15 protein-coding genes are annotated in these 14,690 nt (G+C 71.9%); 6 read left to right on the forward strand and 9 right to left on the reverse strand.

Annotated features, from left to right (window positions below; all coding sequences use genetic code 11):
- The first annotated feature begins 11 nt into the window (after positions 1-11).
- Positions 12-803, forward strand: coding sequence for an urease accessory protein UreD (locus tag Sspor_RS34620; RefSeq protein WP_372499808.1), 792 nt, complete (start codon positions 12-14; stop codon positions 801-803).
- Between the two features lie 182 nt (positions 804-985).
- A complete protein-coding gene (locus Sspor_RS34625) occupies positions 986-2,659 on the forward strand; it encodes an alpha/beta hydrolase (RefSeq protein WP_202202612.1) in 1,674 nt (557 codons plus the stop codon).
- A gap of 36 nt (positions 2,660-2,695) precedes the next feature.
- On the opposite strand, the gene Sspor_RS34630 is transcribed toward Sspor_RS34625, so the two are convergent.
- From Sspor_RS34630 to Sspor_RS34655, 6 genes are all read right to left on the reverse strand, one after another.
- A complete protein-coding gene (locus Sspor_RS34630; RefSeq protein WP_202202613.1) occupies positions 2,696-3,406 on the reverse strand; it encodes a lysophospholipid acyltransferase family protein in 711 nt (236 codons plus the stop codon).
- A gap of 84 nt (positions 3,407-3,490) precedes the next feature.
- Positions 3,491-3,649, reverse strand: a complete 159-nt coding sequence (locus Sspor_RS34635) for a hypothetical protein (protein WP_189973553.1) — start codon at positions 3,647-3,649, stop codon at positions 3,491-3,493.
- 32 nt (positions 3,650-3,681) lie between these two features.
- A complete protein-coding gene (locus Sspor_RS34640) occupies positions 3,682-4,644 on the reverse strand; it encodes a cytochrome c oxidase assembly protein (RefSeq protein ID WP_202202614.1) in 963 nt (320 codons plus the stop codon).
- 102 nt (positions 4,645-4,746) lie between these two features.
- Positions 4,747-5,772 (reverse strand): 6-phosphofructokinase, encoded by a 1,026-nt coding sequence (locus Sspor_RS34645; protein ID WP_161292904.1) that lies wholly within the window; start codon positions 5,770-5,772, stop codon positions 4,747-4,749.
- A 215-nt stretch (positions 5,773-5,987) separates the two neighbouring features.
- Positions 5,988-6,716 (reverse strand): type 1 glutamine amidotransferase, encoded by a 729-nt coding sequence (locus tag Sspor_RS34650; protein ID WP_030841891.1) that lies wholly within the window; start codon positions 6,714-6,716, stop codon positions 5,988-5,990.
- Positions 6,717-6,736: 20 nt separating this feature from the next.
- The gene (locus tag Sspor_RS34655) at positions 6,737-7,975 is read right to left on the reverse strand and encodes a MurT ligase domain-containing protein (RefSeq protein WP_202202615.1); all 1,239 of its coding nucleotides are present in this window, start codon (positions 7,973-7,975) and stop codon (positions 6,737-6,739) included.
- A 123-nt stretch (positions 7,976-8,098) separates the two neighbouring features.
- On the opposite strand from Sspor_RS34655, the gene def reads away from it, so the two are divergent.
- Positions 8,099-8,665: a peptide deformylase gene (gene def / locus Sspor_RS34660; protein WP_202202616.1), complete on the forward strand. Its 567-nt coding sequence runs from the start codon at positions 8,099-8,101 to the stop codon at positions 8,663-8,665.
- Between the two features lie 97 nt (positions 8,666-8,762).
- On the opposite strand, the gene Sspor_RS34665 is transcribed toward def, so the two are convergent.
- Complete coding sequence (locus tag Sspor_RS34665; protein ID WP_202202617.1) at positions 8,763-9,407, reverse strand: TetR/AcrR family transcriptional regulator; 645 nt, start codon at positions 9,405-9,407, stop codon at positions 8,763-8,765.
- Positions 9,408-9,622: 215 nt separating this feature from the next.
- Here Sspor_RS34665 and Sspor_RS34670 point away from each other — a divergent pair, with 215 nt between their 5' ends.
- Positions 9,623-10,852 carry an acyl-CoA dehydrogenase family protein gene (locus Sspor_RS34670; protein WP_202202618.1) on the forward strand — a complete coding sequence of 410 codons (1,230 nt, stop codon included), beginning with the start codon at positions 9,623-9,625 and terminating at the stop codon, positions 10,850-10,852.
- Between the two features lie 105 nt (positions 10,853-10,957).
- Positions 10,958-11,590 (forward strand): GNAT family N-acetyltransferase, encoded by a 633-nt coding sequence (locus Sspor_RS34675; protein ID WP_202202619.1) that lies wholly within the window; start codon positions 10,958-10,960, stop codon positions 11,588-11,590.
- Positions 11,591-11,657: 67 nt separating this feature from the next.
- On the opposite strand, the gene Sspor_RS34680 is transcribed toward Sspor_RS34675, so the two are convergent.
- Positions 11,658-12,095, reverse strand: a complete 438-nt coding sequence (locus Sspor_RS34680; protein WP_202202620.1) for an SRPBCC family protein — start codon at positions 12,093-12,095, stop codon at positions 11,658-11,660.
- A gap of 155 nt (positions 12,096-12,250) precedes the next feature.
- Here Sspor_RS34680 and Sspor_RS34685 point away from each other — a divergent pair, with 155 nt between their 5' ends.
- Positions 12,251-12,436: a DUF5999 family protein gene (locus tag Sspor_RS34685; protein WP_202202621.1), complete on the forward strand. Its 186-nt coding sequence runs from the start codon at positions 12,251-12,253 to the stop codon at positions 12,434-12,436.
- Positions 12,437-12,588: 152 nt separating this feature from the next.
- Here the strand turns inward: Sspor_RS34685 and Sspor_RS34690 are convergent, their stop codons facing one another.
- Positions 12,589-14,685 (reverse strand): ATP-binding protein, encoded by a 2,097-nt coding sequence (locus tag Sspor_RS34690; protein ID WP_237404154.1) that lies wholly within the window; start codon positions 14,683-14,685, stop codon positions 12,589-12,591.
- Between the last annotated feature and the right edge of the window lie 5 nt (positions 14,686-14,690).

Consider the following 14,690-nt stretch of genomic DNA (forward strand, 5'->3'; position numbering starts at 1 on the left):
CGGCGCCCCCGGTGCCACCGCCGCCTCTGACGCCCCCGACGCCCCCTGCGGGCCTGCGGGCCACCGCCCGCATCCACGCCGTGGCCGACGGGCGGGGCGGCACCGCCCTGCCGCTGCTCGCCGGGGAGGGGCCGCTCGCGCTGCGCCGCACCCGCTCGTCGTCGGGGGCGGAGGCCGGGGTCATGCTGGTCGGCGCGATGACCGCCCCCCTCGGCGGCGACCACCTCACCGTCGAGGCCACCGCCGGTCCCGGGGCCCGCCTCGCCCTCGCCTCGGCGGCGGCCACCCTGGCACTGCCCGGCCGGTCCGGCGAGCCCGCGCGCTACGACGTGCACCTCACCCTGGAGGACGGTGCGTCGCTGCGGTGGCTGCCCGAGCCGCTGGTCTCGGTGCGCGGCAGCGACCTGAGGGTGCGCACCCGCGTCCGACTCGCCCCCACGGCACGGCTGGTGCTGCGCGAGGAGCAGGTACTGGGCCGCACCGGGGAGGCCCCGGGCCTGCTGCGCAGCCGCCTCACCGTCGAGAGCGGGGGCCGCCCGCTGCTGGACCAGGAGCTCGCCTGCGGTCCCGGCGCGCCCGGCGGCTGGGACGGTCCGGCGGGCCTGGCCGGACACCGGGCGCTCGGCCAACTCCTCGTCGTGGACCCGGCCTTCGCCGCGCAGCCGCCCGCCGCGGCGGTGCTGGGGGAGTTCGCGGCGGTGACACCGCTGGCCGGTCCGGCCGTCCTGGTGACGGCCCTGGCCGCGGACGCCCTGCGGGTGCGCGAGCTGCTCGACGCGGCCTGCCGTACCTACGGGTGGTGAAAGCGGGACGCATCAGACACCGCTCAGCGGTACACGCCTCGCCGGTTATCGGGTTGGCAAAGAAGTCGATCCGACCCTGTCGCCGGGTCCCGCCCAGACGACAGGATCCCCCTGCACGCCGACGACCGAACCCGACCAACCCGGCCGCCCACGGCGGCACCTGACGCAGGGGGAACAACCACGTGATACGCAACGCGGCGCTGGGGAGCGCCGCCACACTGATCACCGGCACACTCGCGGCGAGCCTGCTGCTGGCCCCGCCGGCCGCGGCGACCTCCGCCGGCAGTGACGGCAGGCTGCCGGAGGCGCTGGGCGTTCAGATCGCCGCCGCCCGCGCCGCCCGTGCCGGGATCGACTGGAAGGACTGCCCGGCGGACTGGGGCTTCGAGAAGCCCATCCAGTGCGGCTGGGTGAAGGTTCCGCTCGACTACGCGAAGCCGTACGGCAAGACCATCGACATCGCCGTCGACCGGATCGGCAGCACGGGGACCAAGGAGGAGCGCCAGGGCGCGCTCGTCTACAACCCCGGCGGCCCCGGTGGTTCCGGCATGCGCTTCCCGCGCCGCGTCACCACCAAGAGCCCGCTGTGGGTCAACACCTCCAAGGCCTACGACTTCGTCGGCTTCGACCCGCGCGGCGTCGGCCACTCGGCGCCGATCTCCTGCATCGACCCGCAGGAGTTCGTCAAGGCCCCGAAGGCCGACCCGGTCCCGGACACCGAGGCCGACAAGCGCGCCCAGCGCAAGCTCGCCGCCGAGTACGCGGACGGCTGCAAGGAGCGCAGCGGCGAGATGCTGCCGCACATGACCACGCCGAACACCGCGCGCGACCTCGACGTGGTCCGGGCCGGCCTCGGCGAGAAGAAGCTGAACTACCTCGGCGTGTCCTACGGCACCTACCTGGGCGGGGTCTACGCGACCCTCTTCCCGACCCACGTGCGCCGCATGATCGTCGACAGCGTGGTGGACCCGTCGCAGGACAACATCTGGTACGAGGCCAACCTCGGCCAGGACGTCGCCTTCCAGATGCGCTGGAACGACTGGCAGGACTGGGTCGCCAAGAACGACGCGGCCTTCCACCTCGGCGACACCCGCGCCAAGGTCGAGGCCCGCTACCAGAAGCTGCGCGCCAAGGCCAAGGCCGCCCCGCTCGGCGGGGTCGTCGGACCGGCCGAGCTCATCGGCTTCTTCCAGGGCGCCCCGTACTACGACTCCTCCTGGGTGCCCGTCGCCCAGACCTGGGCGGCGTACGAGGCCGGTGACGAGCAGGCGCTCGTCGACGCCATCGCCCCGGACATGACGGACGTCAAGGGCAACGCGGCCGCGGAGAACGGCAACGCCGTCTACACCGCGGTCGAGTGCGCCGACGCCAAGTGGCCCACCAGCTGGTCCAAGTGGGACCGGGACAACACCAAGCTGCACCAGAAGTACCCGTTCCTGACCTGGTCCAACGCCTGGATGAACCTGCCCTGCGCCACCTGGAAGGCCAAGCAGAGCACCCCGATCGCCGTCGGCGCCAAGCGCGGGCTGCCGCCCGTACTGATCGTCCAGTCCGAGCGGGACGCGGCCACGCCGTACAAGGGTGCGGTCGAGCTGCACCGCAGCCTCGCCGGCTCGCGTCTGATCACCGAGAAGGGCGCCGGCTCGCACGGTGTCACCAGCCTGGTGAACCCCTGCATCAACACCCGGGTGGACAGCTACCTGCTCACCGGCAAGGTCGACGCCAAGGACGTGACGTGCACCCCGCACGCCACCCCCGTGGCACCGGCCCCGGCCGCGGCGAAGTCCCTGTCCTCCGACGCCCCGGCCGAGTCCTCGGTCCTCCCGGCGCCGGAGGAGCTCCCCGCCGTCCGGTAAGGACCGGCGGGAACGAGCGGACGAGCGGGAGAGGGCTCAGCGCGCGGTGCGCCGGGCCTTCTTCCGCTGTTCCTCCTCCTCGGCCTTGACCTCGGCCGCGTACCGGTCGACGTACTCCTGGCCCGACAGCCCGAGGATCGCGTACATGATCTCGTCGGTGACCGCCCGCAGGACGGCGCGCTCGCCCTCCATCCCGGCGTACCGGGAGAACTCCATCGGCTCGCCGAAGCGGATCGTCACCCGGCGGATCTTCGGGATCTTCTTCCCGGGCGGCTGGATCTCGAAGGTGCCGACCATCGCGCAGGGGATCACGGGCACCCCGGCGCCGAGGGCCATCGCGGCCACCCCCACCTTGCCCTTGTAGAGCCGCCCGTCGTGCGAGCGCGTCCCCTCCGGATAGATCCCGAGCAGCTCCTCCTTGGCCAGCACGCCCAGGCCCTCGCGCAGGGCCGCCTGTCCGGCGTTCTTGCCGGAGCGGTCCACGGGGATCTGCCCGGCGCTGCGGAAGAAGAACGCGGTGAGCCGGCCCTTGACCCCGGGGCCGGTGAAGTACTCCGCCTTCGCGAGGAAGGTGATCCGCCGCTTGAGGATGGCGGGCATCAGGAAGTGGTCGGAGAAGGACAGGTGGTTGCCCGCGACGATCGCGGCACCCTCGGCCGGGATGTTCTCCAGACCCTCGATCCGCGGTCTGAACAGCAGCCGCAGCAGGGGGCCGAGCAACACGTGCTTGAGCAAGTGGTAGAACACCAGGCCGCTCCCGTCGATATCCCGTTGTCACGTCCAGTTTACGGACGGTGAGCCGTGGGATGCAGGGGGCGGAGGGGACCTTGCTCAGACATTGCGCGTGGCGGCCATCCCGGCGGTCAGCAGCCCCAGCACCACCCAGCCGAACCACAGCCAGCCGTTGCTGCCGAGGGCCACGGAATACGCGGCGACGGCCACCAGGGCGGCGAAGGTCATGACTGCCATCGCCTTAACGGATCCGGTCATGCCCCATGGTGGCGCGCGAAGGCGGTGTCGCGCTACTGGCCACGCGCTTGGAGCGACGCCAGATACGCGTTGTACGCCTCCAGCTCCTTGTCACCGCTGCGGTCCTCGGCCCGGTCGGACCGGCGCGCGGCCCGCTGTTCGGAGTGGTACCACTGGTAGACGAGGGCGATCAGGACCAGGACCGAAGGGATCTCGCTGAAGGCCCAGGCGATGCCGCCGCCCCACTGCTGGTCGAGCAGCGGGTCGATGCCGAGGGACGCCGGCGGGTTCGCGTACGTCTTGATCATCGGCTGGCTCGCCATCATCAGGGCGATGCCGAAGAAGGCGTGGAAGGGCATGCCCGCGAACAGCTCCAGCATCCGCATCACGTAGCCCGGCCGGTGCGGGCCCGGGTCGATGCCCATGATCGGCCAGAAGAAGATCAGGCCGACGGCGAGGAAGTGCACCATCATCGCGATGTGCCCGGTCCGGCTCTCCATCAGGAAGTCGAAGAGCGGCGTGAAGTACAGGGCGTAAAGGCTCGCGATGAACATCGGGATCGTGAAGGCCGGGTGCGTGATCACCTTCATGTACCGGCTGTGCAGCAGCATCAGCAGGAGCTCGCGCGGCCCCTTGTGACCGCGGGCGGCGGGCGGCAGCGCGCGCAGCGCCAGCGTCACCGGTGCGCCCAGCAGCACCAGGATCGGGGTGACCATGCTGATCACCATGTGCTGCACCATGTGCACGCTGAACATGACCATGCCGTAGTCGTTCAGCTTGGTGCACATCACGAGGAGCACGGTCAGCACGCCCACGGTGAAGGCGGTGGTCCGGCCCGGCGGCCACGCGTCCCCGCGCCGGCGCAGCCGCAGCACGCCCCACCCGTACAGGGCGAGCGCGGCCAGCGAGCCGATCAGGAAGAAGGCGTCGAAGGAGAACTCCAGCCCGCGCCCGAGAGTGAACGGCGGCAGGTCCATGTCCATGTGCATGTCCATGCCGTGCCCGCTGTGATCCATCTGTTCACTCCCTTGACCGTGCTGCCCCACCACACTAGTGCCGCCCCCGCACGCTCGTGCGCGCGGGGGCGGCCCAGGGCAAAAGGGACACGCGAAAGGGCGTTACAGAACGGTCTGCGCCTCGTCGTACCGCTCGGCCGGAACCGTCTTGAGGGTCGAGGTCGCCTCGGAGAGCGGCACCATCACGATGTCCGTCCCGCGCAGCGCGGTCAGCATGCCGAACTCGCCCCGGTGCGCCGCCTCCACCGCGTGCCAGCCGAAGCGGGTGGCGAGGACCCGGTCGTACGCGGTGGGCGTACCGCCGCGCTGGACGTGGCCCAGGATCACCGGCCGGGCCTCCTTGCCCAGGCGGTTCTCCAGCTCCACGGCGAGCCGGTTGCCGATGCCGGCGAACCGCTCGTGGCCGTAGATGTCCTTGCCGCGCTCCTCGAAGTCCATCGAGCCGGGCTTGGGCTTGGCGCCCTCGGCGACCACGACGATCGCGAACCTCTTGCCCGCCGAGAAGCGCTCGCCGACGATCTCCGTCAGCTCGTCGATGTCGAACGGGCGCTCCGGGACGACGATCGCGTGCGCGCCGGCCGCCATACCCGAGTGCAGGGCGATCCAGCCGGTGTGGCGGCCCATGACCTCCACGACCATCACGCGCTGGTGGGACTCGGCAGTGGTCTTCAGCCGGTCCAGCGCCTCCGTGGCGACCCCGACGGCGGTGTCGAAGCCGAAGGTGACGTCGGTGGAGGCGATGTCGTTGTCGATGGTCTTCGGGACCCCGACGATCGGCAGACCGGCCTCGGAGAGCAGGTGCGCGGCCTTCAGGGTGCCCTCGCCGCCGATCGGGATGATCGCGTCGAGGCCGAGGTCCGCGACATGGCCGCGGGCGCGCTCCACACCGTCGCGCAGGTGCGCGGGCTGGACCCGGGAGGAGCCGAGGATGGTGCCACCGCGGGCGAGGATGCCTCCGACGGCGTCGAGGTCGAGCTTGCGGTAGTCCGCCTCCAGCAGGCCCTTCCAGCCGTCGAGGAAGCCGATCACCTCGTCGCCGTGGTCGACGACGGCACGGTGCACGACGGAGCGGATGACGGCATTGAGACCGGGGCAGTCGCCACCGGAAGTGAGCACACCTATGCGCATGGCAGGAACGGACCTTTGCAACGTGGGCCGACGACCGGACCACGTCGTCCGGTTGGAACTACGGCCACCCTACAAGCGGTGGAGAGGTGGACTGAACCATCCTCCACATGCTGGTCGTACTCGTCGTGCGAAACCACGTCGGCCCGGTTCCCCCTAGGGAAAACCGGGCCGAACAGATGATGGCGGGGCCGCCCCGATGAGCGGTCCGCGGGGCGCTACGCGGGCTGCGTCGCGGCGGCGATGCGCTCCGCGCGCAGCGCCTCGTACCACCGGTCGTCTATGGCCGGCAGCGCGTTCACGTCGAGGGCCAGCTTCAGCAGCAGGTCCGCGATCTGAGGGTTGCGGGCCATCACGGGACCGTGCATGTACGTGCCGAACACCGTGTCGTTGTACGCGCCTTCGGTGCCGTCACCGGTGCCGTTGCCACGGCCCATGGTCACCCGGGCGAACGGCTTGGCCGTCGGGCCGAGGTGGGTCACGCCCTGGTGGTTCTCGAAGCCCGTCAGCTGCGGCAGGCCCAGGCGCGGGTCGATGTCCGCGAGGACGTCGCCGACGCACCGCTCGCCCTCGCCGCGCAGGGTGACGACGTCCAGCAGGCCGAGGCCCTCCTGGCGCTGGCCCTGGTCGTTGACGAACTCCTTGCCGAGGATCTGGTACCCGGCGCAGACGGAGAAGACGATCGCCCCGTTCGAGACGGCCCGCTCCAGACCGCCGTCACGCAGCAGACGCTCCGCGGCCAGGCGCTGCGGCCGGTCCTCGCCGCCACCGATCAGGTAGATGTCGCCCGAGGTGGGGATCGGCTGGTCGCTGCGCACGTCCACGCGCTGCACGTCCAGGCCGCGCTGGCGGGCCCGGCGCTCCACCACGAGGGCGTTGCCCTGGTCTCCGTACGTGCTCAGCAGGTCCGGGTAGACCCACACCAGACGCAGGCTGTTGTCGCTCATGCTCTTGTCCTTTATGGGTACTAGTTGCCGACGCGGCGGCGCACGTCCTGGAAGGCGGTGTAGTTGGCGATCAGCTCGATCTGTCCGGGCGGCGCGAGCTGCACGGCCTCGTCGAGGGTCTCGCACACCCGGAACTCCAGGCCCGCCACCTCCAGGCGGACCGCGAGGTCCAGCTTGCGGTCACCGATCACGAAGATCGGGTGTCCGGCCAGGCGCGGGTAGTCCACGTCCCACAGCCAGGAGGTGTCCGTGCCGTCGGCGCCGCGCGCGTTCACCGAGAGGATCACCGGGGTCGGCGGGGGATCGATCAGCGAAAACGTTTCGAGCCAGCCCGCCGGGTTCTTCGCGAGCAGCAGCCGCAGCTCACGGCCCTGGAAGGTGACCACGTCGTAGCGGCCGGCGACGGCCTGCACCTGGTACATCCGCTCCAGCGCGACCTGCGGCGGGACGCCGAAGACGGCGGCCACGGCGGCCGAGGTCGCGGCGTTGGCCTTGTTGGCGCGGCCGGGCAGCTGGAGGTGGATCGGCCAGGCCGAGCCGTGCGGGTCCAGGACGTGGTCGCCGGAGAGCACCCAGGTCGGGGTCGGGCGCCGGAATCCGCACTCCCCGCAGAACCAGTCGTCGCCGGGGCGCTGCATGACGCCACCGCAGGAGGGGCACGACCAGGCGTCGTCCTTCCACTCCTGGCCGGCCGCCACCCACACCACGTTCTGGGAGGAGGAGGCGGACCACACGATCAGCGGGTCGTCGCAGTTGGCGACGATGACCGCCTTGGAGCCCTGGAGGCCCTCGCGCCACTTCTCCGCGAGCATGCGGGTCTCGGCGGCGCGGTCCAGCTGGTCGCGGGAGAGGTTGAGCAGGGCGATCACCTTGGGGGTGACGTCCCGGGCCACTCCGGCCAGGTATTTCTCGTCGACCTCGATGACGCCGTACTTCGCGTCCGAGCCACCGGCCAGCGCGGAGGTGATGCCGGCCGGCATGTTGGCGCCGAGGGCGTTGGAGACGACCGGACCGCTGGCCCGCAGGGCCTCCGCGATCAGCCGGGTCGTCGTGGTCTTGCCGTTCGTCGCGGAGACGAGGACGACATCGAGATGTTGCGCCAGCGCGCCGAGAAGATCGGGGTCGAGCCTGAGTGCGACCTTGCCACCGATCACCGATCCGCTTCCGCGTCCCGCGGCCCGCGACACCGCCGCCGCGGCCTTGCCCGCCGTCACGGCCAGCTTGGCCCGCGGCGAAAGCGGCTCCGTGTTGCCTGCCATCGTCCCTTGTCCTCCTTGCGTCGGTCGGCCCCAGCCTATCCAGTACCGGCCGGAGCCTTGACCGCGGCGCCCCCGCCCCGCCGCGGATCTCCTCATATAGTCGCCCGTCGTAGGGTTGAGGCCATGCGACAGCGCCTCATCCCCGGTACCACCGGCCTCGTCCGCACCATGAGCCTGCTGGGTGATCCGGTGCTCCGTTCCGCGTGCGCGGAAGTCACCGCATTCGGCCCGGATCTCGACCGGCTCATCGAGGACATGTTCGCCACGATGTACGCCGCCGAGGGGGTCGGGCTCGCCGCGAACCAGATCGGCGTCGGACAGCGGGTGTTCGTCTACGACTGCCCCGACGACGAGGAGGTCCGACACGTCGGGCACATCGTCAACCCGCGGTTGGTGAGCGCCGACGGGGACGAGTTCCGCGGGCCGGAGGGATGCCTGTCCCTGCCGGGGCTGGAGGCGGGGACGGTCCGCTTCGACCACGCGGTGGTGGAGGGCGTGACGTCGGACGGGGCGCCGGTGCGGATCTCGGGGACGGGGTTCTTCGCGCGGTGCCTCCAGCACGAGTGCGACCACCTCGACGGGACGGTGTACGCGGACCGCGTGACGGGCCTGCGGGCCCGCCGCCTGCGGCGCGCCATCCGGAAGACCCCCTGGGGAGCCAAGGGTATGTCCAGCCTCGCCGGCGCTTGAGGCGCGGGGTCCGGGGCGGCGCCCCCGGAAACCCGTCTCCGCCGGGCACCGGGCTCCGCCCGGACCCCGCCTCAAACGCCGGCGGGGCTGGGTCTGGCTAGAAGCCCGGGCCGTCCTCGCGGTTGCCGGCGTTGGCCAGGCGGCCCCAGAGGAGGTCGGTGAGGCCGGCGACCAGGTCCGCGCGCTCGCAGGGGCGTTCGCCCAGCCACCAGTCGCCCGCCGCGTGCATCATGCCGACGATGCCGTGGCCCCAGATCCGGGCGAGGCGTTCGCCCCCCGGGCCGAGGTCCACCCGCTCGCCGATCACCTCGGCCAGCTCCTCGCCGAGCCTGCGCAGCAGCGGTGCCGAGTGCAGGCCGACGTCGAAGCCGCGTTCCGCGCTGTGGGAGTCCTCGGCCGGGTGCATGAGGAAGCGGTAGACCTGCGGGCGGGCCTCGATGGCGGCGAGATAGGTGTCGAGGGTCGCCTCCACCCGGCGGCGCCGCTCGGCGGGGGCGTCGAGCGCCGCCCGCAGCGAGTCGAGCAGGGCGTCGGTGTGCCGGACGGCCAGGGCCTGGTAGAGGCCCGCCTTGTCCCCGAAGTGCCGGTAGAGGATGGGCTTGGTGATGCCGGCCTCCGCCGCGATCGCGTTCATGGAGGCCTTGGGGCCGTCCCTGAGCACGACCCGGTCGGCGGCTTCGAGCAGCTCCCGACGGCGGCGTTCGGCCGCTCCCGGCTCGCCGGCCTGCTGAGTGGTCTCCATGACGTGTTTCTCTCCCCGCCCTTGCGATGTGCGTGACGCCCACGCAACGTAACACCCCGCACACCCTGTCGATCGACTCGGCGGTCGCCCCGTCCGCGTCACGGCCGGTGCGGGCGGTGCTTGACAGTGCTTACTCGCCAGTAACAGACTGTGGTCTTCGCGTAGGTTACCGCTAGTAACTTCCGCAGGGACGAGTACAGACAGGTGGAGGGGACATGGCGGAGTTCACCATGGAGCTGAACGACGACCAGAAGCAGGTGCGGGACTGGATCCACGGCTTCGCCGCCGATGTGATGCGACCCGCGGCCGCGGAATGGGACGAGCGCGAAGAGACTCCCTGGCCCGTCATCCAGGAGGCCGCCAAGGTCGGGATCTACTCGCTGGACTTCTACGCCCAGCAGTTCTTCGACCCGACGGGCCTCGGCATTCCGATGGCGATGGAGGAGCTCTTCTGGGGCGACGCGGGCATCGCGCTGTCCATCGTCGGCACCGGACTCGCGGCCATCGGCGTCGTCGCCAACGGCACCGAGGAGCAGATCGGCACCTGGATCCCGCAGATGTACGGGACCCCGGACGACGTGAAGGTCGCCGCCTTCTGCTCCTCCGAGCCGGACGCGGGCTCCGACGTCGGCTCGATGCGCACCCGCGCGGTCTACGACCAGGCCAAGGACGAGTGGGTGCTCAACGGCACCAAGACCTGGGCGACGAACGGCGGTATCGCCAACGTCCACATCGTCGTCGCGGTCGTCGATCCCGCACTGGGGACCAAGGGGCACGCCTCCTTCATCATCCCGCCGGACACCCCCGGCCTGTCCCAGGGCCAGAAGTTCAAGAAGCACGGCATCCGCGCCTCGCACACCGCCGAGGTGGTCCTGGAGGACGTGCGGATCCCCGGCTCCTGCCTGCTCGGTGGCAAGGAGAAGCTGGACGAGCGCCTCGCGCGGGCCCACGAGCGCGCCCGCAGCGGCGGGGGCGAGCGGGTGAAGAACGCGGCCATGGCCACCTTCGAGGCCTCCCGCCCGGCGGTCGGCGCGATGGCCGTCGGCACCGCGCGCGCGGCGTACGAAGTGGCCCTCGACTACGCGAAGACCCGTACGCAGTTCGGCCGCCCGATCATCGACAACCAGGGCGTGGCCTTCCAGCTCGCCGACATGCGCACGCAGATCGACGCGGCCCGGCTGCTGGTGTGGCGCGCGTCCTGGATGGCGGTGGCGGGCCGGCCGTTCGAGTCGGCGGAGGGCTCGATGTCGAAGCTCTTCGCGAGCGAGGTCGCCAAGAAGGTCACCGCCCAGGCGGTCCAGATCCTCGGCGGCAACGGCTTCACCCGTGAGTACCCGGTGGAGCGCATGCACCGGGACAGCGCCATCTACACGATCTTCGAGGGCACCAGCGAGATCCAGCGCCTGGTGATCGCCCGCACGATCTCCGGGATGCCGATCCGCTAGGACAGACACGTACAGTGCGGTGGCAGGGGAGTCCGGGCCGGCCTTCGGGTACCGGCCGGGGACTCCCCGCCTCATGTCCGCAGGCGTGTCCCGGGAGGTGGCCGGATGTGGGAGACCGCACGGTCGTGGGTCGAAGGATGGGCCGTGTGCCGGGGGATGCCCGCGCCGGTGGACGTGCCGTGGGGACTGCGGATCGGGGCCGGAGCGCCGTCCCGCGCGGTCCGTCACGTCCTGCTCGACACCGACGCCGCGACCGCCCGCGAGCTCATCGGCACGATCACCGAACCCGCCACCTGCGTCAAGGCGTTCCTCCCGGCGGGCGAGATGGACCCCTGGTTCTCGTCCGCGTGGGAGCCCACCGAGCCCTGCTTCCTGATGGCCGTCGATCTCCGCCCGTCGCGCGTGCACGTGCCGGACGGGTACACCGTCACCGTCGAGGCCGCCGGCGGTGTCATCCACGTGCGCGTCCTGAGTGCCGACGGGGACCTGGCCGCCTGCGGCCGGACGGGTCTGACCGGTACCGCCTGCGTCTTCGACCAGATCGTCACCGAACCGGCCCACCGGCGCCGCGGCCTCGGGACGGTGGTGATGGGCGCACTCACCGGCGCGGCCGCGGGGAGCGGGGCGTCCGAGGGCATCCTGGGCGCGACCGTCCAGGGCCGGGCGCTCTACGAGGCGCTGGGCTGGAAGGTCCTCGCGCCGCTGAACGGATTCGTGTACGAGCCCGTGCCCCCGTGACCGTCCACGGCGCACCGGCCTCCTCAGGGCCGCAGCAGCCGTGACCGTCCACGGCGCACCGGCCTCCTCAGGGCCGCAGCAGCCGTGTCAGGGCCCGGCCGAAGAGGAGCCGGCCCGCCGCCGCGACCACGGGGTCCAGGGCGCGGGGGAGGCCGCGCAGCCGCAGTTCCTCACGCCACTGGATCTCCGAGCCGCCCGCGGTGAGGGGGCGGATCTCGATCTCCGCCCACCCCGTCACCGTCCGGCCGCGCTTCTCCAGCCGGACCAATCCGTACAGACCCTCCGCCGGAGGCCGCCACACGACGACTTCCATGCGATCGTCGAATGTGATCCTCCTCACGCCCGTGCGCGCCGTGAAGATCGTTCCGACGTGGGTCGGGGGCTCCGTCTCGATGATCGTCCGGGTGAGCGGTACCTGGGCGCCGTGGCGCTCCCAGTCCGTGAGCATCGGCCACGCCTCGACCGGCGGCAAAGACGTGCGGTGAATGATCCGGATAGCGGGCATGAGCGCATGGTAAGCGGGCATACACACCGTGAACTGGACGGCCGAAATGGGTTCCGTCCGGGGGCGGCGATCAGTAATACTCACCGCCACCGTGGATCGCGGATTCGACCGGGTGACCACCGGCGCTCCCGCCCCACTTCGCGAGGAGGTGCGCCATGTGCTCCCACCAGCCACCCTGCCCGACCGCCGACAGCGCCGATCACGACGCCGCCCGCATCGTGGCTCCCCACCCTGAACAGGGCTGGAGCCTGCTGTGCAACGGAGTCGTGGTGTTCGACGACACCGGTGAACTGCTCCCCGACAGCCGCACGGTGGAACCCCGCCGCCCGGCCCTGGTCTGAGCGAGGAGGCAGCATGCGCCAGCAGCTGATCCGTAAGCCCGTCCCGAAGCCTGCCCCCCGAGACCTGGACCTGCGCACACCGTCGGGCAGACCCCTCCCGTACTGACGGGAGCCCAGGATTTAGGCCGTGTTCCGAACCCATCGGCCGAGACTCAGCCGGTGGGGGCGGCCGCGCCGCCCAGGAACGCCGTCTCGTAGGCGGTGTCCCCGATCGCCGCGCGGGCCTGCCGCTCGCCCTGGTCCCGCAGGGCCGTCAGCGAGGGCGAGCCCATCTGCGGCCGGCCCACCGTGCGCCACCAGGCGTGCCCGGTGCCCAGCAGCCGTGCCGCCAGTTCCCCGTCGCCCAGCCCGGCCACGGCGGCGGCCAGCAGGTCCAGGCCGAGCGCGATGCCGAAGCGGTCGCCGAGCAGCCGTTTCCCGGAGAGCATGGCCCGTACGTGCCGGGCCGCCTCCCCGTGGTCACCCAGGCCCAGCGCGGCCACCGCCAGGACGTAGTCCGCGTAGGCCCGCAGCCAGCGCTCGCCCAGCTCCACGCAGGCCTCCCGCAGGGACCGCGCCTCCTCCGTCGCCTCCTCGAAACGCCGCAGGTCGCACAGGGCGTAGCCGGTGGCCAGCTTGCACAGGAGCCAGCCGGCGCCGCTGGTCCGCCCGCCGTGGCCGGCCCGGGCCCGCGGGCCGGCGAGCTTCAGGGCCCGTACGGGGTCGCCGGGCATGAGGACCGAGACCGCGTGCAGATAGGCCGCGCGCAGCTCCCGCTCGGGATCCGCGAGCCGGGCCGCGTCGCGCGTGCACTCCTCGCCGAGCTGCCGGGCCGCGTCCATGTCGCCCTGGAGCATCGCGGTGAGCCCGAGGGCCCACATGGCCTGGTTGTACGCGGCCGCGGTGCGCGGAGCCGCCCGCAGGGCCCGTTCCAGGAAGCCGCGGCCCTCGTGCACGTGCCCGCACGCGAACCAGTAGAACCACAGGGCCCCGCTCATCTCGAGTGCCGCCGTGGGGTCGGCGGTGAGCAGGTGTTCCAGGGCGGTACGCAGCTGCGCGTGCTCGGCGGTGATCCTGCGGTACCAGTCCACCTGCCCCGGGCCCATCCAGCCCCGGTCGCCGGCCTGGGCGAGCGCCGCGTACCAGTGGGCGTGCCGGTCGGTGACGATCCCCACCTCGCCGAGCTCGCCCAGCCAGTCGTGTCCGTACTCGCGGATCGTGTCCAGCATCCGGAAGCGGGATCCGGCCCCGCGTTCCTCGATGCGCAGGACCACGGACTTGGCGGCGAGGCCGGCCAGGACCCGCTCCACCCGGGCGGCGGGCAGCGGCCCGCCCGAACAGACGGCGCGCGCCGCGGCGATGTCGAAGTCACCCGTGAAGACCGAGAGCCGGGCCCACAGCAGCCGTTCCAGCGGCTCGCACAGTTCGTGACTCCAGCCGATCGTGGTGCGCATCGTCTGGTGCCGGCGCGGCAGCGCGGCCCGGGCGTCGGACAGCACGTCGAAGCGTGCGCCGATCCGCTCGGCCATGTGCTCCAGCGTCCACAACCGCAGCCGGGCACCCGCGAGTTCCAGCGCGAGCGGGATGCCGTCCAGGCGCCGGCACACTTCGGCGGCCACCGCCGCCCGCGCGGGGTCGGCGAAGACGGCCGCCGCGCGCGCGGTCGCGGCCAGCGCGCGGGCCCGGAAGAGGGCGAGGGCGTCGCTGTCGGGTCCCTCGCAGGGCAGCGGCCGTACCTCGACGACCTCTTCGGTCGGCATGTCGAGCGGCTCACGGGAGGTGATCAGGATCGTCAACCCCGGTGCCGACTGCAGGAGTTCGCCCACGAGGTGACGGCAGTCGGCCACCAGGTGCTCACAGGTGTCCAGGACCAGGAGCAGTTCCTTGTCGGCCATCCACGCGCACAGCTCCTCGTCGGGAGGGCGCGGGGAGTGGTCGGCGAGGCCGACCGCGTGGGCGACGGTGGCGGTGAGCAGGCTCGGATCGCGCAGAGGCGACAGCTCCGCCCACCAGACGCCGTCGGGGCGTGCCTGGCGGGCGGCGGCGACGGCCCGCAGGGCGAGCCGTGACTTGCCGACACCGCCCACGCCCGTGAGGGTGACCAGTCTTCGGTCGCGCAACAGGGCGTCCAGCAGCTGGAGTTCGTGCTCCCGGCCGACGAAGCTCGCGGGTTCCGGGGGCAGGTTGCCGGGCACCGGGCAGGGGGCCGGTCCGGGATCGCCGTCCGCGGAGTCTGCCTGATTGTCATGGAACGAGTACTCACCGAACACGGATG

It is taken from the genome of Streptomyces spororaveus, from assembly GCF_016755875.1.
Taxonomy (GTDB): domain Bacteria; phylum Actinomycetota; class Actinomycetes; order Streptomycetales; family Streptomycetaceae; genus Streptomyces; species Streptomyces spororaveus.